This window comes from Proteiniborus sp., from assembly GCF_040308045.1.
Taxonomy (GTDB): domain Bacteria; phylum Bacillota; class Clostridia; order Tissierellales; family Proteiniboraceae; genus Proteiniborus.
In genome coordinates this window covers 57856-83301 of record NZ_JAWRHZ010000042.1, presented here as the reverse complement: position 1 = coordinate 83301, position 25446 = coordinate 57856, and the positions used below count along the sequence as shown (strand labels likewise).

The following is a 25446-nucleotide window of genomic DNA, read 5'->3' as shown; positions in this document are numbered from 1 at the left end:
CCTTAAAAAAACTGTCTAAATTAGTGGTTCTTTCCATAGTTAGTTGAATTTATAACTAATTAGTATTATAATATTTTAATAATAATTCGAGAAATGAGGCTTTGATATGGAAGAACTTATTAAACTATTAGATAAAAACCTTGGACCTATGTCAATATAGTAGACACATTTTCTCGAATAGATTTTATGCAACCCTCTTAAACTTATCTTCCCATTCTTGGGGAGTAATATAGCCTAGAGAGCTATGTATTCTTTCTCTGTTATACCAAGACTCTATATACTCAAATATTGCAAGTCTGGCAACTTCAAAATCAAAATATTTAACCAGGTTAACTTCCTCTTTCTTCAATACTGAGTGAAAGGATTCTATACAAGCATTATCGTAGGGGTTTCCCTTACCGCTAAAGGAGTGAATTAACTTGTGCCCTTTAACATATTCCGCAAATTCATAACTTGTATATTGACTTCCTAAATCACTATGAATAATTAGACCTTCAGAAGGTCTCTGAAGTTTATATGCATTATCTAATGCCTTTATAGCCAATGCGGTATCTATATTTTTAGACATAGAGTGTCCAACTATCTTCCTACTATTAAGATCCATAACAGAAGCAAGATAGCACCAACCATCTTTAATTGTATGAATATAGGTAATATCGGTTACCCATTTTTGATTGATTCCAGTTGTAGAGAAATCTCTATTTATTATATTTTCTCTGCTTTCAACTTTGCTTTTTGATGAATATGGTCTAAATTTCTTACATACTATTGATTTTATACCTAGCTTGTTCATAAGTCTTTGGGTTCTTTTAAGACTTATAAATACACCATTAGACCTTAATTTTTCATATATCTTAGGAGCTCCATATCTAGATTTACTAGCTTTTTATATATTCAGAATTTTATTTTCTAAACATCGATTTTCAATGCTCCTTTTACTTTCTTTTTTATTAAGATGCTTATAATATGAGCTTCTAGAAACTTTTAAAACTTTGCACATTAGTTTAATATCATGGATATGTTTATTGTCAGTAATGAACTTATATATTGAGCTTACTTCTTTGCAAATATGGCCATGGCTTTTTTTAATATTTCGTTCTCCTCTTCAATTCTAGCCATCTTCTTAAGCATGGCTTGATAATCAGCTTGTGTAATTGTTTTATTATTATCTACTGCAATGGGTTCAGCTTTCTTTACCCATGTTAATATTGTGGATTTAGGTAGGCCATATTCACTATTAAGCTCAGCAAGTGTTTTACCGGAATTGTAAAGCTCTACAATGGTGTTTTTATATTCTTCTGTATATCTTTTTGACATTCTAGACACTTCCTTCCTTTTCTATATTTTATAGTATTCGGAAAACCGTGTCTACAATATTATACTAACATCAATCTTCTAAAACATATTGAATTCATAAGAAAAAAACATATAAATTTTCAGTATACATCGTTTCAACTTAAAAAATATTCCTAAGGAAGGTTTACTTCGTACAATAAATGAGCCTTAGCGTGGGATTTGTCGGAAATGCTGGCGAGACCCCAATTATTACTTTCTGTGTATTCTTAATTTCAAACTTTCTCGTTTTAGATCTCATTGGGATATTTCTATTGATAAATTAATCATTACTAAAGTGAAGATGCTATTAACTTACCTATGTTCTTACTTGTTATTTCTACATTTTCCCCTCCATTCTTAAGCGCCTCATCTAGTGTCCCTACATTGCTGAGAATATTAAATATTGCCGTCACACCATGTTTATATAGTATCTCATATCCTTGTCCAATTCTGCCAGTAAGTAATATAACTGGAATATTATATTTTTGCGCAATTAAGGCTATTCCAAAAGGAGTCTTCCCCAAAATAGTTTGTGCATCCACACTACCTTCTCCAGTGAAAACATAATCTGCTTCTTTCACATGAGATTCCAGCTTAGTATGTTTAATAATTAGTTCTATACCCTTGACTAATTTTACATTTAGAAATGCTAAAAGACCCGCACCCATTCCCCCCGCTGCCCCTGCTCCAGGAATTTTATCTATGTCTTTACCTATTTGTTGTTTTATCATTTTAGCATAATGTTTCAGATTATTATCTAGTTGTTTTATCATTTCTGGAGTTGCCCCCTTTTGAAGGCCAAATATATATGACGCTCCTTCCTTACCTGTAAGAGGGTTTGTTACGTCACATGCAACTTCTATTTTTACATTTATCAACCTAGGATCTAAATGACTTGTGTCAATTTTATGAATACGATTTAAGTTACCTCCACCTTTTCCGATCTCTTCACCATTTTCGGCTAAAAACTTAACACCTAAAGCTTGCAACATTCCTACTCCACCATCATTTGTCGCACTTCCGCCAATTCCAATTATTATATGCTCTACACCTTTATTCAATGCAAACTTAATAAGTTCACCAGTACCATAAGTAGTGGTGATAAGTGGATTTCTCTCACTTTCTGAAATTAATTGAATGCCACTTGCGGCAGCCATTTCTATTACAGCAGTTTCCCCATCCCCTAAAATCCCTATAAATGATTCAATATGACGTCCTGTTGGCCCAATAACAGATGTATTATATATTTTCCCTGAAGTTGATTCTACCAAAGATTGAACAGTGCCTTCTCCTCCATCTGCCATTGGAATTTTTACATATTCAGCTCTCGGGAAAACACTTTTTAAACCTATCTCCATTGCCTCAGCAACCATTTTTGCTGTCATGCTTTCTTTAAAAGAATCAGGAGCTAACACAAACTTCATTTTTTCACGTCCTTCAATATTATTGAATAAAATATTTAAGAGTCTAAATACTTTAAATTAAAAAACTTATGAATCTATATAATTAATTTTATTTAGCTAAAAAATATGAGCCTAAGAACATAGCTCATTTTGTTATTTTTTATTTGGATTGTAATATAATCTAGTTGGTCTCCCTACCCCGCCATACTCAAGTAATAGTTCAAGTACACCTGTATCCACTAAATATTCAAGATATTTTCTTGTAGTAATTCTTGATAGTCCGAGTAATTTAGCCATATTGCTACTAGACATAGGCTTGTCGCTCTCATCGATTGCATCTTTTATTTTATTTAATGTAATCTTATCAAGGCCTTTAGGTAATTCTTCATCTTTACTACTTGATAATTCATCACCAGTAACTTGCATTAAATTTTTCATTTGATCTATTTCGCTTTGCGTAAATGATGTAATATCTTTTATTGTATTCATTTTTGATATAAACACTTCTAATGCTTGCTTAAATCGTGCAAAATTATATGGTTTAATAATATAATCTATTACACCTAGTCTCAAAGCTTCAGTAACAGTTTCGGCATCTTGCGCAGCAGTAATCATAATAACTTCTGAATTAGTCTGAGAATTTCTAATTTCTCTAAGAAGATCTAATCCGCTTTGTTCTGGCATAAAAACATCTAAAAGAATTAAGTCTGGCTCCATCTCAACAATTTTAGCAACAGCTTCTTTCCCTTTTTTAGAAGTTTCTATAACCTTAAAATCAGGTAGTTTTTCAACAAACCTTTTATTGATGCTAAGTACCATTGGGTCATCTTCAACTATGAATACTTTATACAAAATATGTACCCCCTCTTTCCAATGATAATGTCATATACTGTACTGAAAATTACATTAAAATATATACCAACTTTCCCCAGTAAGCATGTTCTCCATCTATAGATTATTATCCTTAATTCTTTAGCGCTTGGCTTATACTCTCATCATAATATATAATGATATTCTTTTATTTCCACTTTCAACTCATACTTTTGGTATATTTATTTTTGCAATAGTACCTCCTCCCTCTTTAATATTATCTATAATGAATGTCCCTCTATTTATGTCTTTTACTTGGTTATTTATAAGATATAAGCCATATCCCCTATTTCCTTCTTTAGAAGACACCCCTTTCTCAAATATTTTTTCTCTATCAAGACACAAGCCAGGGCCATTATCTTCTACAGTTATTATTAGCTCACTTTCTAAATCTTGAATAGTAACAAGAATTACCCCATCTGTGGATTTATCAGTAGATTTAATTGCATCTATAGAGTTGTTTATTAAGTTACCTAAAACCAAAACCATTGCATCTGAAGAAAAATTTGCTGGCAATGTTGAAAGCTTTGATTCTCTATTTAATATTAATTTTATTCCTAACTCCTCTGCTTCTCTAATTTTACCTAAAAGAAACCCTACAGTTACGGGATCCTTTATTCTGTCACTCAAGAAAGTTATGATATCTTGTTGTTTTAATGCCATATTTGAAATCATATTTTTTGCTTCCTCATATTCTTCTAACTCTAATAATCCATATATACTTTGAAGCTTATTCATAAACTCGTGTGTTTTTGCTCTTAACCCATGGACATGTTCCTTGACACCAGTTAACTCTTCAGCTAACTTTTGTACTTCTCCTTTTTCAGTAAAAGTCGCAACTACACCTACTATTTCATCATCTATTTTTACAACCTTTCTATTTGTTATAACTACTATATCGTTAATAATTTGATGTTGATTATATTCATTTGCTCCTGTCTGTCTTACTATTTGCATTCTGGAAGTAGGTATAGCATCTACAACTTTCATTCCTACTACATCGTTTGTTAATCCTAGTAACTTCTGAGCAGTTTCACTTATGAGGGCAATTCTATCATCTTTGTCAGTGAAAATAATGCCTTCTTTTACGGAGTTTAATATTGTATCTCTTTGGTTTAATAGAGTTACTATATCTATTGGTTCCATGCCATGCATTATTTTTTTAATACTATTTGCAAGAAATATTGCCCCCGGAATTCCTACAAGAAATCCGAAAATCATGGTATAAATAATTATATTTTGATTTTCCCTTAACAAGTAATCTATATTATCTTTAAACATACCTACCGAAACTACTCCAATTTGCATGTTATTATCATCATATATGGGGCTAAAACCCCTAATAGACGGTCCAGATACACCAACAGCTTCGGAAAAATAATACTTACCATTAAGAGCATCGTATTCATCTTCACCAGTAAAGTGTAGACCTATAAGTTTAGTGTTTGGATGAGATAATCTGATACCATGCATGTCCATAAAAACTACAAATGATGCTATTCTTCTGTTCCGTAATGATTCTGCTAATGGCTGTAATATATCTATAGGATCATCACTTTTATAAGCTTCCTTAACAACATCCAAAGTAGATATAAACTTGGAAAGTTCAAGAGCCCTCTGTCCTAAATCATATTTAGCATTATCATATATTAGATTTCGAGTTGCTATACCCATGGTTAATAATGAAATCATAGTAACTACAATTACTAATGAGCCAATTCTATTTTCTAAGGAAGAATTTTTAAAAAATGAAATCATATTTCCACCCCATCAAATTGTTGAAGAATAATTATATTATATCATAAATAATCAGAATATTTAAAAATCACACCTGTAAAAATTAATTACTAACAGTAATAATGTCCTGCACATGTTTAAACCGCAGGACATTATTAGTAAATGGTTATACTTCTAAAGCAACTTTTTTCTTATCTCTGTATTTCTTGTAAAATGGACTTAGTATCCCTATGACAGCCATTAATAATAGAACAAGGCTTATTGGTCTAGTAAAGAAAATCGCAGGACTTCCGTTAGATAATACTAATGAGCGCCTTAATTCTTGTTCTGCTAGACCTCCCAATACTATACCTAGTATTATTGGTGAAGTTGGAAACTTAACTTTTTCCATAAAATATCCAAGTACTCCAAATATGAGCATTACCCATACATCAAGCATACTATTCCTAACAGCATATGTTCCTATTGTGCATAATGAACCTATTACAGTGCCCATCACTGAATAAGGAATATTAAGTATCTTTGCGAAGAAAGATATAAATGGCTTAGCAAACAGAAGTATAAAAATGTTTACTAAAAGCAAACCTAAGAATATAGTATAGATTAATTGTGGCTGTTGCTTCACCAAAAGTGGTCCAGGCTGAAGACCGTGAAGTATAAAAGCTCCTAATATAACTGCTGTAGTGGCACTTCCAGGAATTCCCAACGCAACTAAAGGTACCATGGCTCCATTTGCAGCAGCATTATTTGCTGATTCTGGTGCAGCTATGCCTTCTGGTATTCCTGTACCAAACTTTTCTGGATGTTTAGATGATCTTACAGCTTCGCTATAACCTAATAATGAAGCTGTAGTAGCACCAACACCAGGCAACACACCTATAAATGTTCCTAGCAGAGATGCCTTTATAATGGTTCCCTTGATCTTCAAAATATCTTTTAGCCCTGGATATTTTGTTTTAACCTTTTTAACTTCCTTCTTTACCTCTTTATCTTGGAATTTCCTAATTATTTCAGAAATAGCAAACAGCCCCATCAATACCGGTATAAAATCTATTCCAGACATAAGTTTTGAACTTCCGAAAGTATATCTTTCTATACCAGTAATTGGATCAATCCCTATAACAGCTAATAGTAAACCAAAAGACACTCCAATAAAACCTTTTGCTACACTATTTCCACTTAAAGATGAAACAACGCTTAAACCCATAACTGCTAAAGCAAAATATTCTGGCGAACCAAATTCTAAAGCAAATTCAGCTAAAAGTGGAGCACCAAATAATAATATTAATCCACCTATTAATCCACCTATTGCAGAGCTCATTACAGAATATCCTAATGCCTCTCCTGCTTTTCCTTTTTGTGCCATTGGATATCCATCTAAAGTTGTAGCAACTGCTTCTGGTGCACCAGGAGTTCTGAACAAAATTGCACTGATTGAGCCAGAAAATACTGCCGAAGCATATATTGTAGTCAATAATACGAAAGCAACATCTGATTGCATACCATATGTTATTGGTAGCAAAACTACTACTAACATAAGACCGCTTATTCCTGGAGTAGCACCTCCAAGAAAACCAAGAAGTGTACCTCCTATTAGTGCTATCAAGTTTAAAGGCTTAATAATATTTGATAGCCCTAATAAAATTCCGTTTAGCATAACTTCCCCTCCCTTGATAAAAGCTAGTAAATCATTCTAGATATAGAATTAAAAACCGCAACTCCTCTTGGCAAAGGTATGTCCAATAATATAGGAAAAACTATTACTACTATAGCTGTTAATAATAATGATAAGGGTATTAATTTTTTAACATTTCTAAAGCCCATCATGAACATATTTGCTAGAAAAAAAAGTAGAGTAGATATAGCAAATCCAATATAAGGAATAAGAAATACATAAAGAACTAATAAACCAAAACCAATCTTAAAGTTTTGAGGATAAGCAGGTTTTTCCACTTCCTTATTCTCCTCAATTTCTCCTGTGTTTTCCTTTTCACACCTATTAGATTTAATAAATAAAAACGCAGACAAGATCAAAATTAGCAGAGACAAGGCAACTGGCCAAGCTCGTGGTCCTAAAGAAGCGGTTGCTTTTGAACCACTTATCGTAAATGAAAATACGAAAAAAAATAGTCCTACTACAAAGCATATAATGCTTAAAATTTTCTCTTTATTCAATTCATATCACCCCTTAATATTATAATATAGGGGCTTAGCCCCTATATTATTATTGAATTTCTTCTAATACTTTCTTATACATTTCAATTGATTCTTCCAATTGTTTCTTGAAATCTTCTGAACCTAACCAACCATCTCTAAGATGTAAGTAGCTATCTTTTTCATACTTTTTATAGGATTCTGAGCTTTTTGCTTCAAGAAATGTTTGCTCTAGTTTTCTTACTATTTCTTCTGGTGTACCTGCAGGCACCAAAATCCCTCTTGATTGGCCTTCCGTTACATTCCATCCCATGTCAGGAGCAATTGGTAAGTCTGGAAATTCTTCTATTTTATTTTCTGCAAATGCAAGTACTGGAGTAATTCTTCCTTCTTGTATTAAACCAATTGTAGGTCCAAGCTCTTCAAACATGGCATCAATATGTCCACCAAGTAATGCCGTATGCATTTGACCTGCACTTTCGTATGGAACATAGTTAAACTCAACTCCAGCTTCATTTTCCCACATTGATACAATTATATCGTCAAAACCCAATGCACCTGTTCCACCTAATTTAATGTCTCCAGGATTAGCCTTTGCTGCTTCTATTAACTTCTCTAAGGTATTATACTTACCTCCTGATAAGGTTTGTATTGTACCGATATCATTTTGAATTCTACATACGGGTATATATTTACTCAAATCATGAGGAGTTTTGCCTAAAGCAACATTAAGAGGATAATTAGAAGATATTGCCCAAAGAGTATATCCATCTGGCTTTGCCTTTGACACTAAATCTCCTGCTATAGCTCCTGAAGCACCTTCTTGGTTTACTATAACAATATTAGTTTTTAAAATATCTCCTGCAGGCTTCATAATTGATCTAGCAAAAGTATCTGTTCCTCCGCCGGCGCCCCATCCAACTAATGCTTCAATGTTACCTTTCGGATAATCTATGTCGCTACTTGCTGCCTTCTGACCAGAACATGCAGATAAAGTTAATACTGATATTAAAACTATTACCAATATAACTCCTCTCTTGTTAATGAATTTTGACATTTTAATTCCCCCTTTTTATTAAATGCTAATAGTCAGTTGTAGAATTTCTAAAACTGTTGGAAAAACTACATTTTTTATTTTTCAAAAAGGATCCCCAATTAATAAAGAATGTATATTTACTAGAAATGATTAATGAGAAGAGAAACCTTTTTAGAAACAATTTATAAACAAATCCATTCTAAAGATTAAAGATTTCTGTGATAATTTGAACAATTTTTAGAATTTTTTATCGGCATGACTTTTTTTACATAATATCATAGATTTCCCTATTATTGATATTTTAGCTCTTAAAGTAGTTTAATTAACTTATGTAATTACAAAAGATAATTTTGTAATTAGTATCATTGTTATTAAATAAGTCGTTTTTTTACTTTTTTCTGTAATTTCGGATGATTGTTCTGAATATTCATGAATTACTTTATTTTCTTATATTACTCTATTTTCTTTACATAAACATGCCTAGATTTATATGTAAAATTAAAATAACGCTAAATATAAGGAGGTCTAGGTATGTATATTGATCAAGAAAAGTGTGTTGCGTGTAAGTCTTGTATTCCATATTGTCCTATGAAAGCTATAGAAGACAATAAGGAAAAAGGTATCGTTGAAATTAATTATGATGAGTGCGTGGAGTGTGGTGTTTGTAAGTATTCAGATGTTTGTCCAACAGACGCTTTAACTCAACAAGAAATGGAATATCCTAGAATTTTGAGAAGTCAATTTTCTAATCCTCTTGTACCTCACCCAGGAACAGGAGTACCAGGAAGAGGCACTGAGGAAATGAAAACAAACGATGTAACCGGTAGATTTAAAAGAGGAATGGCTGGAGTAGCTATAGAAATGGGAAGACCAGGTACTGGCACTAGATTATATGATGTAGAAAAAGTTGCTATGGCTATTGCTAAAGAAGAGGTTCATTTTGAGCCTTATAATCCTGTAACTCAATTAATGATTGATACAAAGACCGGTAAAATGAAAGATGAAGTACTTAACGAAAAAGCATTATCAGCAATTATTGAATTTGACATACCTCAGAGCAAAGTTGTCCCAGTATTAAAAAGACTAAAAACAGTTATCCCTGAAATAGATACTGTATTCAGTTTAGATTTAGCCTGTAGGCTTGATAAGGATGGTTCAAACCCTGTTTTAAAATTAGCAAAAGAAGCTGGTTTTAAAGTATCTATAAATGGAAAAACAAATGTAGGTCTAGGGAAACCCCTAGCAAAGGAGGAATAATAAATGACACATACATTACATAGAAGTGGAACTTATGAAAGTCTATCAGATGATTATGTATTATTTGCAATTGCAGCACAAACTGTAAATGCAAAGGGTATTGCTCCTCAATTCAAGAAGTTTGCCGACATAGTATTAAAGTATGACCCTATTAATTTTGGAGATATGAAAACTGGGAACGTATACGGAGTAGGGTTAGAAGAAATACAGAAAGGATATAAAGACAACTCAATAGTTCATGCAGTATTTAAAGATCAAAAAACATTAATAAAAGCGTTAGAAGAAGTTAAAGATGCAAATTTAGATTTATCAATTGTTCTATCGGGTATCATTGAGCACACTAATGAGTGCTGTTGCAAAAATGACATAACTCCTCATACAATTGAACATTCATTAGGTATACACGGAAAACTTGAATATTTACCAGAAGAAGAAGTAATTGAGGTAAGTACAATGTGTGGACATGGAATGGTTGCTTTTTCATTAATAGAAGATTTATCTGAAAAAGTTGCTAAAGGAAAAATTACAGCTGAAAAAGCTGCTGAAAAATTAGCTAAGCAATGTCATTGCGGTATATTTAACACAAGTCGTGCAGAAAGACTAATTGCCTCAATTGCGGAAAGTTTAAAAGGATAATTTAGTGCTTAAGTAAATGAGAATTAACTAAAGTTCAATTTTAATATTCTTCTTTATGAAAAAAACAATCTCTAAAAAGGAGGGATTGGTTGAAAACAAGAGCAATTCTATTAAAAAATCATGGAGAACTTATTTTAACTGAAAGAAATTTAGTTGTTGGAGATACAGATGTCCTTGTAAAAACAGAATATGCATCTATTTGTGGCACAGATAAAAACATATACTTGGGGAATGTCTCACAAGAACATTATACAATGGAAATGCATGGCAAAGGAAATCCATTATACAATAATAGAGAAGTACCTAAGCTCCCTTTTTGGATAGGACACGAAGGCGGTGGTATTGTAATAGAAACAGGAAAATATGTTCATGAGTTCAAGCCTGGCGATAAAGTTATGTCCTTCGGTTGGTCTGGAACTTATGCAGATTATTTCGTGTCTCCTGCTAGAAATTTAGAAAAAGTCCCAGAAGGATTAGATATAAAAATTGCTTCTTTAGGTGAACCTGCTGGGTGTGCAATGTTTTCAGCACTTAATTCAGGTGTAAACCTAGGTGATACGGCTGTTGTCATTGGCACTGGATTTGCTGGATTGATAATTATCCAAGGATTGAAAAAGAAAGGTGCATATAAAGTAATTGCTGTTGATAAGTCTGATCAAAAATTAAAGGTTGCACAAGAAATGGGTGCCGATGTAATAATAAATGTTGACAAGGAAGAAGTAATACTTAGGATTTTGAATGAAACAAATATGAAAGGTGCTGATTTAGTAGTTGAAGCTGCAGGAACAGAAGAATCCTTTAATACTGCTACTTCAATATTGAAACATAATGGCATCTTTGTACTTTATAGTTATATTACTAAACCTATAACTGTAAATATAGGAAGATGGCATGATGATGCTTTCGAAATAAAGACTACTTGCTTAGTACATCATACAGAAAACGAAAGGCAAATTTGGGCTCAATGGGCTCTTAGGCCAATAGTTCTTGGGCAAATTAATATTGATAAATTAATAACCCACGAATTTAAACTTAATGAAGTTCAAAAAGCATTTGAAGTAGTATGTAATGATCCAGATGCTATTAAAGTAATGCTGAAGCCGTAAAAAAATAGAACCATAATTAATCAGCCTGATTAATTATGGTTTTGTTTAATATCAGCTATTTTGCTTCCTTCTCAATAGTTCTAATTAAATAATCAAGAAACTCTTCTCTCAAGTCTTCCCTTCTAAGTGCATACTCTACAGTCGCCTCTAAGAACCCTTGCTTATCTCCAACATCATATCTTCTGCCTTCAAAATTATATGCATACATAGCTTCTCTTTGAGCCAGTTCTTTTAAAGCATCTGTTAGTTGAATCTCTCCACCTTTGCCAGGTTTAGTATGCTCTAGGATTTCGAATATTGCAGGATTTATAATATATCTTCCTAAAATTGCAATATTTGAAGGAGCATTTTCCACATCAGGCTTCTCTACCAATCCTTTTACCTTATATACTCTATCCTCTATAAATTTGCCATCTACTATACCGTACTTACTTACATCTTCTCTAGCTACTTCCTGTACACCTAAAATAGTTGTTTTATATTCATCATAAGCTTCAATCATTTGCTTTAAGCATGGCTTATCTGCATAGACAATATCATCTCCTAATAATACAGCAAACGGTTCATTACCTATAAAGCTCTTGGCACAATGAATAGCATGACCTAGTCCAAGTGGTTCCTTTTGCCTTATATAATGTATATTTACCATATCAGAGATTTTTCTTACTTCTTCTAACAAATCTGTTTTACCCTTTTTCTCCAGTTCAAGCTCTAATTCTACAGACTTATCAAAATGGTCCTCTATACTTTTTTTATTTCTACCTGTTATAATCAATATTTCCTCAACACCAGATTCTACAGCCTCCTCAATAATATATTGCAGAGTTGGCTTATCTACAATTGGCAGCATTTCCTTTGGTTGCGCTTTAGTTGCAGGTAAAAACCTAGTTCCCAGTCCTGCTGCTGGGATAATTGCTTTACGTACCTTCATAGTAATCCTTTCCCCTTTCTAATATCTACTTGAATTTATATTTTTTATCTTTACCTTTACTCTGCCCTCTTAAATAAAAATACCTTCTGGTCTTATTTTACCAAAAGGTATTGAAGTTCTCAACAAGTTAAGTTATTACAATCTCTCATTTGAATAAACTAAGCTTTAATTGCCTATAATAATGATAAACAGTATAGGAGGGATGTTTATGGAGAAGAAAAATAACCTTGACCAAGTACCTTTAGGTAATATCAATAATAACGAGTTAAACCAAATACAGAAACTTGAACAGCAGCTAGGTGAAAAATACTATCTAATAGCATTCGAAAAAGCTAGTAAATAGGAAATAGAGATTCTATTATAAATATTTTGGTGGGTATTCAATTGAATACCCACCAAAACTATTGACATATAGCTTATTTGCTTACAGAGACCTCTTCTACACATACTCCACTAGAGCTTTTGTTAGTAAGTCCTGTATTATTTCTAATATATGTAGGTACTATTTGTTGAACATAGTCTCTAAGAGCTGCGCAATCACTGCCATCTATTATTTCTTTTAAAGTATCTATAGACTTTAACATTAGCTTATAGTCTGTAAATACTGGCTTCCCGATAAATATCTTTTCATGTGCAGTAGAACGCATACCCTCTTCATCAAGCAAAAGTTCTTCAAAAAGCTTTTCTCCTTGCCTCAGACCTGTAAATACTATAGGAATATCCTCATCAGGTTCAAATCCTGAAAGCCTTATTAAATCCCTTGCTAAATCTATAATCTTTACGGGTTCCCCCATATCAAGTACAAATATCTCTCCACCCTTTGCCATTGCTCCAGCTTGTATAACTAATTGAGCAGCTTCTGGTATAGTCATAAAGTACCTAATGATTTCTGGATGAGTTACTGTAACAGGTCCACCTTCCATTATTTGCTTTTTGAATAGTGGAATAACACTTCCATTGCTTCCCAGTACATTTCCAAATCTAACAGCTACAAACTCAGTCTCACTTTTCTTGTCTATAGACTGTATTATCATTTCACAAATCCTTTTAGATGCTCCCATAATATTTGTAGGATTTACAGCCTTATCTGTAGATATCATTACAAATCGCTTTACTCCATATGTATCTGCTGCTTGTGCTAGGTTTAATGTGCCAAAAACATTGTTCTTAATTGCTTCCTTAGGATTATCTTCCATTAAAGGTACATGTTTATGTGCTGCTGCATGGAATATAACATCTGGTCTAATTTCCTTCATAACTTCATCAATACGTTTTTTATCTCTTACAGAAGCTATATAAACTTTAAGATTTAAATCTTTATATTTTCTTTTTAACTCATTTTGCAAATCATAAGCATTGTTTTCATATATGTCTAAAACACAGAGCTCGTTAGGCTTAAACTTTGCAATTTGTCTACAAAGTTCTGAGCCAATAGAACCTCCTCCTCCAGTAACAAGGATTCTTTTATCTTTTAAATAACCACTAATTTCATCAATATTGAGCTTAACCTCATCTCTACCTAAAAGGTCCTCTATCTGAACATCTCTTATTTCTTTAATACTGACCTTGCCGTCTATAAGCTCATACATTCCAGGTAGTATTTTTAGCTTGCACCTTGTTTTTTTGCATTCAGTTACAATATTTCTTATCTCACTTTTACCAGCAGAAGGTATGGCAATAATTATTTCATCAATATCCATTTTATTTGCAACAGTAACTATGTCTACTCTCTGCCCCATTACAGGAACACCATTTATTCTTTGACCTTTCTTCAGCAAATCATCATCTATTATAGCAACAGGCTTGCTGTTAAGTTGAGTATGGTTTTTAAGCTCCCGTATAACCATAGCACCTGCATCTCCAGCTCCTATTATCATGATATGCTTGAAGTCTTTTCTACTACTAAGTCTACTGCCACTAATTCTTCTAAGTGCCCTATAGCTAAACCTAATTCCACCTAATAAAATCATGTCTAGCATAGTAGTTATGGCATATATACTTCTAGGAAGAAATGTCTGCCTAGCGAATAAAAGACTAATTACCCCAGCATTAGCTACAATAGATGCTACTACAACATTTAACAATTCATCTATACTAGCATATCTCCATAAGCTTTTATATAACTTGAAATAGTGAAATACTACTATCTTTAATAAAGTAATAATCAGTGCGTTATCTATGTACGTATTTAGATACTTTACTTCAATATTCCCATCAAATCTTAAATATAGTGCTAAATAGTATGCAAGATTGATTAAAATAATATCCATAATAACCAAGAAAAATACTTTAGCTTTCTTTTGCATAAAAAGGCCCCCTTTTGAAAAATACCTTCTAGCTTCAAATGGCTAGAAGGCATACAGTAATGAGTCATATAACTATCATTATTCTCTAAAAATAAATACTTCCTCTAAATCTATATACCCATCATCATTTCCATTGTGTTGAAATCTCAAATACTGGGTTCCCGGTTCAATATCAGAATCAGTTTTAAAGCTTAATTCATATACAGCCCAACTTTCACCAAGTGCTACATGCCCCAAATCACCTTGAATTTTCTTTTCTGCCTTATTATCATATACAAAAAATCTAAATGTATTTTCTTTTACATTACCTCTGGCCTTAAACATAACCTTATACTCAGTATCAGGCTCTAATTTTAGACCGTATGGATATACTAAGCCATATTTGCTTCCGTCATTAGTTATTCTAATAAAGCTGCTATCAGATTCTTCCACAACTTCGTATTTGATGTTTCCACCTTCAGCATTCGATTTTGCTAGTTTATCAATTTCTCCATCATTATTTATATCTAAGTCAAAATAATAAGCAAATTCAAGAGCAGAATTCTCATCTATGGCATATTCCATGTTGTTCAGATTCTCATAGTTAAATTGTAAAAATCCTAATTTATACAACAAATCTTCGTTATACTTAAATGGTCTCAGCGCCTTAGAATTGATGTCCTTAATTTGTTGCTTTACACTGTAACCCTTTTCTAATACTTCTTTGGCTTTATCCATATGCCCTTGATCAACATAGTGGTAAAATGCAGTTAAATACGCATCGCTTTTTTGGACATAGTTTTCTACTCTCATAGGCTGAATATCTATTGATTTCTCCACTAGTTCAAATGCTTTATCTACCTGGCCTATACTCATAAAAAACGAGCTTCCTATTGCATTTAATCTTGAGTTATAACTAGCTAAGTTAAGACCTTTATCCACTGATTCCACAGCTTTAACTAGATATTCACTAGTACCAGTCCCCTGGTACATTGCTTTATAAAACGCTCCTAAGTCCATCTTATATTCAGGCATAAATGGGTCAAACTTTGATGCTTTTTCAAAATATTTAAGGGCTTCATTAATATTTTGACTTTCATTTGCAGTTAATCCCTTTTCCTTATATAAATCACCTAATATAAGAGATGATGAACATATAATCACTAGTATTAAGAAAATAGAAAATCCAACGTTCATATAAGTATACTTAGATTTAAGATTTTTGATTTTTGGTTTATTAGGTGCTACCTCTTTATTTGATACAATTAACGCACTACTAGCCAGTAGACCTATAAACGCCCATAATATATTTGTCAAAGAAACTAGTGACAAATCAAAGTCCATAAATGCATGTCCAAGTATGCCTATTACCGCAGTAAATATTACAGAAATAAATATTTTATTACTTTCCGATTCAGTAGCTCTGTATGATTTAAACAGTTTATACATTAGAACCAATATTGCAGCAACAAATAATCCTAATCCAACTATACCAACTTCTATCCACATTTGCAGGAAGTAGTTATGTGCCTGGGTAGTCCAGTATAAATATGATTGGTACATCTGATATAATGTCAGCCAACCACCGCCACCAGCTCCTAATATAGGATAGTCCTTAATTACCTTAAATGCATCCTTATAAAAAGCTATTCTAGCTTGAGAGCTATGCTCTTTTAAACTAATATTTTGAAACCTACTATAGATATTTTCTGGTATATATTTATATCTTAGTGGCACTTCTTTAACTAGCGTACCATCTTTTTCAAAAAGTGAAGCCTCTATATAAGTTATATCAGTACCTACATAGTAGTTGTCAAAGTAAATTCTAAGACTTTCTGTATTATCTAGAGTAGATAATGCAATACTTACCTCTCCTTGAAGCTCCTCTATTACCGTAGTGTTTATAACATCAACTTTTTCTTTGTCATCATCCAAGCCAACAGCACTTACTCTTATCCTACCAATATATGGTTTATCTTCTGTATTAGTTCCTGTAAATTTAATCCCTAGCTCGTATTCTTGGTTTGGAAGTATACCATCTATACTTCTTGTTATAACAGTCCACTTATCCTTGTCTGTATTGTTACTTAATGTAAGCTCTGTAGTAGTCTTGAATGCAAAAGCTACTCCTACTCCTAACAATATTAGTATAATCATAACGAAAGCGAAAAGCAGCTTCATAGACACTTGCTGAAGCTTATGCGATATTAATGAAACTATGTAGGTAATCAATGCTGAAACTACAATTAGTCCAATAACTATCATCCAAAGCTCTGTACTTCCTCCATTTGCTAGCCTGGAAGTAAATAAAAAAGCCAAAGGAATAGCTGTCACCACATTTATGGCTGTATAGACAATAAGCTCAAGTTTTCTTCTATTTGGAATAGTGAAGAATAAAAATATAAGTAATATAGGTAAAATCAGCCACATACCTCTTGAATATGTAAGTATAAAAGTAAAGAGCATTAGAGATGAACTTATTCCATATAATGCTTTAAGCTTCTTATTGTCTACTATAATAGTTAAACCTAGTATCAAAATAAACACTGCTGCCAAATATGAAGCTAATGTGTTTGGATATTGAAAAGTCGAGCTTATTCTATTACTCATAACTGCTCCATTATATTCCCATGTTCCAATTGCAGAGCCTATACCTACTAGTGCTATCCCTACAGCACTTAAAACTATAGTATTGAGTAAGTACTTTCGATGCTTTTCATCAGATATTAGGTCTCTAGCTAATATGTATATTGCAAAATAATTTCCATACTTTAAAGCTTCTATAATGGCAAGTCTTGTATTTACACCATATGCTACAGAAACAAAGTACATTAAAGTTAATCCTAGAACTAGCATGTCTATACTAGATTTAATAAGCTTATAGTTTTTATCTCTAGCCTTATATATTATCCAAATCAATGCCAAAGAAAAAGAAAATACTTGTGCAGGTAATAATTCTGTTTCAAAAAACAATCCTCTAAAATACGGGCCTATGAAAAGTAATAGGCATAGACCCCAAAACACTATATATTCAGTTGTAGAATTTGACTTTCTATTTATTGAAGCGGACTTTGCTGCCATAGAGTTACCCCCATCAATTACTAAGATTTCATGTTCATTGTTGAACTATGATTGAACACCTGATTTTTCCCAATATTCCTTAAAGAATGCAATAAATACTCCTACCATAAGACCTAGAACTCCTCCTATAGCTACATTAAGCATTTTTCTCGGTGCTACTGGTCTTATAGGTACAAGTGCTTGTGATACTATGTTTATAGTAGATTCTCCCATTTCTGTTGTTTCTGCAACCCTAGTTTCTTCGTATTTTTTCAAAAAAGCATCATAAGTTGCCTGTGCTATATCTACGTTTCTTTGTACTAAATTAAGTTGATGCTTCTTTTCTGCTAGTTCTGATTGAATGACTTCAATTTGTTCCTGGGTCTCATCTATCTTTGTCTGCATCATTTCTAATTCCTTGGAAGTCTCTGATACCATCATCTTGTATTCTGCTACTTTTGTTGATAGTTCAAGATAATTAATGTTTATTTCTTCATTTTCCATTTTAATCCCAGCAGTTTCAGCTGCTGACATATTGTTCTTTTCTGATACTATTCTACCTAAAAGCTGGTCTTCTGTTACAGATTTACTTGTTACAAGTATTTTAGGAGTATTTTTAAGCTCCTCTTCTGCTGCTGCTAATCCTGACTTTAGTTTGCTTAAATCAACTTCCTTTTCTACTACTCCTACCTTGTAATTACTTAACAGTGCAAGTTTAGCTTCTTGCTCACTTGCCAGTTCATCTACTCCTCTTGGCTGAGCCATTAGCTTTTTCAGCTCTAAAGAAGCTTCATCAAGCTTTTGCTTCTCTGACTCAATTTGAGTTTTAAGAAATTTTGATGATTTAGAAGCTTGCTCTTTAGATATATCTGTAACAAATTCTGTAAACCTCTTTGCAACTGTGTTTGCTATGTCTGCAGCTAAATTAGGGTCACTGTTTGCTACCTTTATTTCAATAAGATTAGTGTCTTTAATAGCTTCAAGACTTATCATATCTCTTAGTCCTACTCTTGATATTTCTTTTTCATCAAGATTTAATTCTTCTATTACTTGTAGTAATACTTTAGGACTCTTTATTTGCTCTTTATATGTTTGTATAGTCAATACTGGATATGTAGATATAGTATTGAGAATTGCCTCTACACTTTCTCCATTTTTGCTTACACTAGCTAACTTGTCTGTTGCAAAAGACGCCATAAGTACTGATTTTGCTTCATATGTAGGTTCTACTATATAAAAACTATATACTCCAGATATTAGCACGCAGATTGCTGTTATGATGGCAATTAACTTCCAGCCTTTTATTAAAGTTTCTATGAGTTCCCTTAGAGATATTTCTTCGTAGTCATATTGCTGTCTTATTTCTTGTTGCTGCATTTCTTAACCTCACTTTCTATTTTCATCTGCCGTATAGGCACTTCCATATCATTTATTATAGCACAAGTATTATTTTTTTTGTAAATTATTATGTTGCTTTTTATCATTCTCTTATTGCTTTAGACACGTCGAAAATTATCAAATTTGTGAACAAAATATCAAAAAAACAAAATTATTTAATAAGTATGCAGGATTGTCACTATTTATGTAGAAAATATAAGTATAGGGAAGAGAAAAAACTGTAGAAATGAAGGTGAACACCTTATATGATATTAGAAAAAAGAAAAATTAATATAATTTTTAAAGAACTTCTATTAGTTATGATACTATTTTTTGCAAACTCCTTATTTTTGAAGTTTATCGGTACTTATGAAGAGCAGATATATAGGATTCTAAGTATCCCAGAATTTCTAACAATACATATTGCCCTTGAGTTTTTTGGAATATTAATTTTCTTTATGACATATGTAATTACTTATTATACCTTCAATAAAAATAAAAGAATGAGGCTACTTATTTACAGCAGTACATTTTTTTTAACTGGTTTTGTAAGTTTCTTTCATACTATGAGTTACAAAGGGATGCCTAGCTTTTTTACAGAAAGTTCTGCTCCAAAGGCTACGATTTTTTGGATGATTAGTAGATTGATTCTGGCAATAGGCCTCTTTATTGCTGATATTATCCCAGTAGATAAAAAAACTAATTTAAAAAGAGAATATTTTCTAGCTGGAAATATTATAATCACTATAGCAATATTTTATATAGTTACATTCAAACAGAATTTGCTTCCTCCCATGTTTATTGATGGACAAGGCTTAACTCAACTTAAAATTTATATGGAATACTTTATAATGGCAATTTTCTGTATAACCATTATTTTTTCCATTAGAGACTATGCCAAAACTGGAGACAAGATAATTCGTACTTATTACATAGGCCTATGTTTTGCAATCTTTACTGACAGTGCGTTCACATTATATAAAAGTGTATACGATACTTATAACCTTTTAGGTCATATATTTAACATAGCTTTTGGTTTCTTTATTTTTCGTGCTATTTTTTCATATAACTTAGATCATCCATATAATGAGCTTGATAAAGCTAAAAAGAGAATCAAACGATATGCTGATAACTTAGAGGAAGTAGTTGGACGTAGAACTGCAGAGATACAAGCAGTTAATAAAAAGATAATGGAGGATTTGGAGTATGCAAAGACAATACAACAATCCTTACTTCCACAAAAATCCCTAAATATTTTTGATACTAAGTTCATATCAGAATATATTCCATGTGAAAAATTAAGTGGTGATTTCTATAATATTCATGCTTTAGATGAAGAAAATTTAGCCATGTATATTGCTGATGTTTCAGGTCACGGTGTATCAGCTGCAGTAATGACTGTATTTGCTGACAGAATAATAAAATCCACAAATGCTTTTCAGCCTAAAAGACATATTATATCTCCTTCAAAAAAATTAACAAGTTTGTATAATGAATTTAATAGGTCTGATTTTCCTAGTGAAATGCATATAGTAATTTTTGAGGCTGTATATAATATAAAAACTAATGTACTATCATATTGTTCAGGTGGAATGAATGTTGTGCCTATTCTAGTCAGGAAAAATGGTGATACAGAGTTTTTAGATAAAAGTGTTGGATTTCCTATATGTAAATTTGGCGAATTCTATAACCCAAAATATGAAAATGCCTATATCAACTTAAACAGTGGCGACAGAATTATTTTTTATACAGATGGATTAGTGGAATATTTCAAAGATAACACACTATTAAAAGAAGAAACTATTATTAGTATCATGAAAGAAAACAGATACAAGGATATAAGTATATTAAATGAAAGAATACTTCTAGAAATTAGAAAAAATACTAGAGCAGGTTATATACATGATGATGATATTACATATTTCATTTTGGAAGTATAGATATTTAGTATATTAGACAAATTATCCCCATAATAAAACCACCTTTTATTTTTATTTTTATAAAGGGTGGTTTTTTAGGTTGTCCTATTCTATATAAATCATCTTATTTATCTACTAATCCAAACATCAATGTACCTTTACAAGCCACTTCTCCGTCAACATAAGCTACTGCTTCTGCTTTGCCTATTCCTCTTCTCATGGATATAAGCTCTACTTCCATCTTTAGTGTATCTCCTGGTCTTACTTGTTTTTTAAATCTTATACTGTCTATACCTGCAAATACAGCTAATTTATCTTTATTTTCTTCTAAAGTCATGACTGCTACTGCTCCTACTTGTGCCATAGCCTCTACTATAAGTACTCCTGGCATTAGTGGATTGTTTGGGAAGTGTCCTTGAAAGAAAGGCTCATTTATAGTTACATTTTTTATGCCTATTGCTTTTTTCCCTTTTTCTAACTCTATTATTTTATCTACTAGAAGAAAAGGATATCTGTGGGGAATTATATTTTGGATTTCCATGTTATTTAACATTTTATTACCTCCATTTATAACGATTGTTTAACTATTGCTCAAATCCTTCGCTGGTTCTCAGATGGCAAAACTCGATTGTCGTTTGTGCTTTAAAGAGTTAATAAATAAATTATTAATGGTGCTGTTAATATATTTAGAAGTGTGGTGATAAATATTCCTTGGGATGCTAGTTTGGAGTCTGCATTGTATCTGGTTGCAAATATAGCTGTGTTTACTGCTGATGGCATACCACTAAGCACTACTAATATACCCCTAACTATATCAGGCACATTGAATATAGAAAATATAATTAGCATTGATATAGGTGCTAAAAGAAGCCTTATAGCCGCTAATACATAAAGCTTTTTATTAGACAGTACTTCTGCTATCTTTATATCAGCAAGCATGGAGCCAGCTACTAGCATTGCAAGAGGTGTTGTAGTATCTCCTATAAGCTTTAATGGTGTATAGACTATATTGGGTAGCTTTACTGGAGATATAAAAATCAATAAACCTATAAATACTGATATGAATCCAGGATTTATAAAATTCTTTAATCCAGAACTAGCTTTGTCTTTATCTGTATTGTGTGCTGTTATATATTTCACTCCTAATGTCCATGTAAGTAGATTAAACAAGAGATTATATATTGCTCCATAAAATATACCTATATCCCCGAACATAGCATTTAATACTGGAAAACCCATAAATCCTGTGTTTGGAAATACTATTAGAAAACTATATACACCTTTTTGAGAGTCACTAGGTTTAAATGCTTTATTAAACATAACTGCAACTATTATAACTATTCCATAAGAAATAACCCCAAATACTAAAGTTAATACAGAGTTTTTAAACATTTCTAATGAAAAGCTATAGTTCATAGCTGTTATCATCATAAATGGAAGTGTCACATTCAATATTAATCCAGATAAGTCTTTAGTCATTTGGTTGTTAATTATATTTTTCTTTTTTATTATAAATCCTATGAATATTAGAATAAATAAAATCATTGTTTGATTGAATACTGGTAAAAACGCCATTAATAACCTCCTAGTTAAAATTAAAATAAAGCTCCTTCACTAACGCTCAGATGACAGTATAAGTTAATTCCCTCTTTAGTCAGTATAACAATAAAAGAAGGCCTAAGCCTTCTTTATATAATAACATTTTTTTAATAGTGTCGCTACACTTTTATGGTTTGTGGTAGATTTTATTAGAGTTTTGCCATCCAGTGGTTTGTTTCTCAATAAGTGAAAAAGTTAATCACCTGGCACGAATTCCTCATTCTCCCCAGCCTTATAATACTCTTTATACCAATGCACAAACTTCTCCAATCCTTCTTCAATGCTTGTTCTCGGTTTAAAATCTATGTCTTTTTCTAAATCAGAAACATCAGCATAGGTTCTTAGTACATCTCCTGGCTGCATTTCCATATAGTTTTTAACTGCTTTTCTTCCTAGTTTGTCCTCTAGAACAGAAATAAATTTTTCTAATTGAACTGGTTGATTGTTCCCAATATTATATATCTTATATGGTGCAAAGCTACTACTTATATTATCTTTAATTTCATCCCATGAAGGATTAGACTTTGGAGCTAATGGTATGAGCTTGTATATTCCCTCTACTATATCATCAATATATGTGAAATCTCTTTCCATCTTTCCGTGGTTAAATACATTAATAGGTTTCCCTTCAAGTATAGCCTTTGTAAATGAAAAGTAAGCCATGTCAGGTCTTCCCCATGGTCCGTATACAGTAAAGAATCTAAGTCCAGTTGTAGGTATTTTATATAAATGGCTATAAGTATGAGCCATAAGTTCATTAGATTTTTTAGTAGCTGCATAAAGACTTACTGGATGATCTACATTATGATTAGTAGAAAATGGAGCGACTTTATTACCACCATAAACAGAGCTTGAAGAAGCATATAAAAGATGCTTCACAGGATTATTTCTACATGCCTCAAGAATATTCATAAATCCAATTATATTAGAATCCACATAAGCATATGGATTGGTAATGCTATATCGTACACCAGCCTGTGCAGCTAGGTTAATTACATAATCAAATTTGTATTCTTTAAATAGATTATCTATGGCTTCTTTATCTTTCAAGTCTAATTTATAAAATGTAAAGTTGTCATGTTGTTTTAAAATTTGCAAACGATCTTCTTTTAACCGAGTATTGTAGTAGTCATTCATGTTATCTATGCCTAATACTTCATATCCTTTGTTTAATAATAGAGACGATAAATGAAATCCAATGAAGCCTGCTGAACCAGTAATGAGAATTTTTGAATTTTCATTTAATTTTGCACTCAAAACAACGCAACTCCTTTTTAGCGTTATACTCTACCCTTAAAGCCATATTAATTTAATATTTACACTAATCCCTATCTTCATTATCTTTAAACAAGTTAATATGTTAAGTGCCTGGCGCGAGTACTTCAATTTGTTACTTCATCTATTAATCTATCTTTATCTTGCGGCAATGTACCTTTTATCTTAATTATATTTGTTGGATGTGTTGTATCAAATATCATGGGTTGTTTAGGTTCAAGATTTTCCAAAAGTGTTCTTATTTCAACTAATCGTTCATTTCCGCACGGAGGAATAAAATCACCTCTTTTTACCATGTTGTTTAACTCTGTTCCGTCAAAGACTATTAGGTTCATAGTGATAACTTTATTTGTTATAAACTGATTTATCATTTTAGCTGTTGCAACTGCGTTATTTACAGATTCGCCTTTACCAGCTATTCCATACATAATAATAGAATTAAACGGTATTCCTGCTTCATTAAGTTTCTTTGCTTGCTCAATAGCTTCATTTACTGTATGACCTTTATTCATCATTTTTAATATATCATCTCTACCTGTTTCAAAACCGATATAGAGCAGTCTAAGTCCTGCATCATGAAGAATGGATAGTTCCTCGACGGAATATTTGGCAATGTTCTTTATGGAAGCATATGAGGCCACACACGCGCAATACGGCATATACTGATGTATCATATCTAGTAATTGCTTCATTTTATCAAATCCTATTGACATAGGTTCCGCTCCTGTCAAAAATACTTTTTCAGTATAGATATATCCATTTAGCAATTGCATTTCTATATCTGAAAATGAAACCACACTGTATTTATCGTCTTTATACATAGAACAGAATGCGCATTTGTTATATGAACATCCTGATGTTACCGGTAGCAAAAAAGTAGTCATTTCATCTTGCGGATAATAAACTGTATCATTTTTATACATAGTTCCTGTTTTACCTCCTATGCGCCATATTTTTTCCATTTTAGTTCCGTAAAAAACGCTGTATTTTTCCGTATTGTGTTATTATTTCATTCTTGACATCAGTCACCTTAATCTCCACTATTTGAAAATCCTTTACCTCGCCTATGCCTTTGACAACCGCGACCACATCCATTGCCTAGGCCATCGCAAAGCCTATATTCGCCTCCTTCAATTATCAGTGCTTTACCGTTTACCAATGAGTCAGCTAACTTTTTTCTAGCTTCTACATATATTCCCTGAACAGTAGTACGAGCAATATTCATTTGTTTTGCACACTCTTCCTGAGTAAAACCTTCTAAATCAATTAGTCTTATCGTTTCATATTCGTCAACTGTCATATTTATATTATCCTTATCATCCGAATCTGAATCAAGGGGCCCAAATTTATTATTTTTTGGTAGACAGCATACTTTTCTCCATTTCATTGGTCTTGGCATAATCTTATCACCTCACTTCTAATCATAATCAGAAATAACCAGAGCGTCCTCCGGTTACTTCTGATAC

Annotated in this window: 20 protein-coding genes and 1 pseudogene; 5 read left to right on the top strand and 16 right to left on the bottom strand. The window is 32.2% G+C overall.

Annotated features, from left to right (window positions below; translation table 11 throughout):
* Nucleotides 1–184: 184 nt before the first annotated feature.
* The 7 genes and pseudogenes from ABV008_RS09075 to ABV008_RS09045 form a co-directional block, all read right to left on the bottom strand.
* Nucleotides 185–1317, bottom strand: a pseudogene (locus ABV008_RS09075) (IS3 family transposase).
* 308 nt (nt 1318–1625) lie between these two features.
* Nucleotides 1626–2759, bottom strand: a complete 1134-nt coding sequence (locus ABV008_RS09070) for a glycerate kinase (protein WP_352419503.1) — start codon at nt 2757–2759, stop codon at nt 1626–1628.
* A gap of 132 nt (nt 2760–2891) precedes the next feature.
* The gene (locus tag ABV008_RS09065) at nt 2892–3590 is read right to left on the bottom strand and encodes a response regulator (protein ID WP_352419502.1); all 699 of its coding nucleotides are present in this window, start codon (nt 3588–3590) and stop codon (nt 2892–2894) included.
* Between the two features lie 183 nt (nt 3591–3773).
* Nucleotides 3774–5366, bottom strand: a complete 1593-nt coding sequence (locus ABV008_RS09060) for an ATP-binding protein (RefSeq protein ID WP_352419501.1) — start codon at nt 5364–5366, stop codon at nt 3774–3776.
* Nucleotides 5367–5511: 145 nt separating this feature from the next.
* The gene (locus ABV008_RS09055; protein ID WP_352419500.1) at nt 5512–7002 is read right to left on the bottom strand and encodes a tripartite tricarboxylate transporter permease; all 1491 of its coding nucleotides are present in this window, start codon (nt 7000–7002) and stop codon (nt 5512–5514) included.
* Nucleotides 7003–7025: 23 nt separating this feature from the next.
* A complete protein-coding gene (locus ABV008_RS09050; protein WP_352419499.1) occupies nt 7026–7520 on the bottom strand; it encodes a tripartite tricarboxylate transporter TctB family protein in 495 nt (164 codons plus the stop codon).
* A gap of 49 nt (nt 7521–7569) precedes the next feature.
* Complete coding sequence (locus tag ABV008_RS09045) at nt 7570–8556, bottom strand: tripartite tricarboxylate transporter substrate binding protein (RefSeq protein ID WP_352419498.1); 987 nt, start codon at nt 8554–8556, stop codon at nt 7570–7572.
* Nucleotides 8557–9066: 510 nt separating this feature from the next.
* On the opposite strand from ABV008_RS09045, the gene ABV008_RS09040 reads away from it, so the two are divergent.
* The 3 genes from ABV008_RS09040 (at nt 9067) to ABV008_RS09030 (ending at nt 11534) form a co-directional block, all read left to right on the top strand.
* The gene (locus tag ABV008_RS09040; protein ID WP_352419497.1) at nt 9067–9792 is read left to right on the top strand and encodes a DUF362 domain-containing protein; all 726 of its coding nucleotides are present in this window, start codon (nt 9067–9069) and stop codon (nt 9790–9792) included.
* 3 nt (nt 9793–9795) lie between these two features.
* Nucleotides 9796–10428, top strand: a complete 633-nt coding sequence (locus ABV008_RS09035) for a hypothetical protein (RefSeq protein WP_352419496.1) — start codon at nt 9796–9798, stop codon at nt 10426–10428.
* A gap of 89 nt (nt 10429–10517) precedes the next feature.
* Complete coding sequence (locus tag ABV008_RS09030) at nt 10518–11534, top strand: zinc-dependent alcohol dehydrogenase (RefSeq protein WP_352419495.1); 1017 nt, start codon at nt 10518–10520, stop codon at nt 11532–11534.
* Between the two features lie 55 nt (nt 11535–11589).
* Here the strand turns inward: ABV008_RS09030 and galU are convergent, their stop codons facing one another.
* Entirely contained in the window at nt 11590–12465 is an 876-nt protein-coding gene (gene galU, locus ABV008_RS09025) for a UTP--glucose-1-phosphate uridylyltransferase GalU (protein ID WP_352419494.1), read from the bottom strand.
* Nucleotides 12466–12673: 208 nt separating this feature from the next.
* Here galU and ABV008_RS09020 point away from each other — a divergent pair, with 208 nt between their 5' ends.
* Nucleotides 12674–12808 carry a hypothetical protein gene (locus ABV008_RS09020; RefSeq protein ID WP_352419493.1) on the top strand — a complete coding sequence of 45 codons (135 nt, stop codon included), beginning with the start codon at nt 12674–12676 and terminating at the stop codon, nt 12806–12808.
* A 73-nt stretch (nt 12809–12881) separates the two neighbouring features.
* Here ABV008_RS09020 and ABV008_RS09015 read toward each other — a convergent pair whose 3' ends face one another.
* From ABV008_RS09015 to ABV008_RS09005, 3 genes are all read right to left on the bottom strand, one after another.
* Nucleotides 12882–14771 carry a polysaccharide biosynthesis protein gene (locus ABV008_RS09015; protein WP_352419492.1) on the bottom strand — a complete coding sequence of 630 codons (1890 nt, stop codon included), beginning with the start codon at nt 14769–14771 and terminating at the stop codon, nt 12882–12884.
* A 78-nt stretch (nt 14772–14849) separates the two neighbouring features.
* Nucleotides 14850–17831 (bottom strand): O-antigen ligase family protein, encoded by a 2982-nt coding sequence (locus ABV008_RS09010; protein WP_352419491.1) that lies wholly within the window; start codon nt 17829–17831, stop codon nt 14850–14852.
* Nucleotides 17832–17876: 45 nt separating this feature from the next.
* Nucleotides 17877–19187, bottom strand: coding sequence for a GumC family protein (locus tag ABV008_RS09005; protein WP_352419490.1), 1311 nt, complete (start codon nt 19185–19187; stop codon nt 17877–17879).
* Nucleotides 19188–19453: 266 nt separating this feature from the next.
* Between ABV008_RS09005 and ABV008_RS09000 the strand changes: the two genes are divergently transcribed.
* Nucleotides 19454–21127: an MASE3 domain-containing protein gene (locus tag ABV008_RS09000; RefSeq protein ID WP_352419489.1), complete on the top strand. Its 1674-nt coding sequence runs from the start codon at nt 19454–19456 to the stop codon at nt 21125–21127.
* A gap of 103 nt (nt 21128–21230) precedes the next feature.
* On the opposite strand, the gene fabZ is transcribed toward ABV008_RS09000, so the two are convergent.
* The 5 genes from fabZ to ABV008_RS08975 form a co-directional block, all read right to left on the bottom strand.
* Nucleotides 21231–21659, bottom strand: a complete 429-nt coding sequence (gene fabZ / locus ABV008_RS08995) for a 3-hydroxyacyl-ACP dehydratase FabZ (RefSeq protein WP_352419488.1) — start codon at nt 21657–21659, stop codon at nt 21231–21233.
* An 89-nt stretch (nt 21660–21748) separates the two neighbouring features.
* Complete coding sequence (locus ABV008_RS08990; protein ID WP_352419487.1) at nt 21749–22681, bottom strand: AEC family transporter; 933 nt, start codon at nt 22679–22681, stop codon at nt 21749–21751.
* 219 nt (nt 22682–22900) lie between these two features.
* Nucleotides 22901–23962 carry an NAD-dependent epimerase gene (locus ABV008_RS08985; protein WP_352419486.1) on the bottom strand — a complete coding sequence of 354 codons (1062 nt, stop codon included), beginning with the start codon at nt 23960–23962 and terminating at the stop codon, nt 22901–22903.
* A 125-nt stretch (nt 23963–24087) separates the two neighbouring features.
* The gene (locus ABV008_RS08980; RefSeq protein ID WP_352419485.1) at nt 24088–24903 is read right to left on the bottom strand and encodes a radical SAM protein; all 816 of its coding nucleotides are present in this window, start codon (nt 24901–24903) and stop codon (nt 24088–24090) included.
* Nucleotides 24904–25010: 107 nt separating this feature from the next.
* Nucleotides 25011–25379, bottom strand: a complete 369-nt coding sequence (locus ABV008_RS08975) for a DUF134 domain-containing protein (RefSeq protein ID WP_352419484.1) — start codon at nt 25377–25379, stop codon at nt 25011–25013.
* Between the last annotated feature and the right edge of the window lie 67 nt (nt 25380–25446).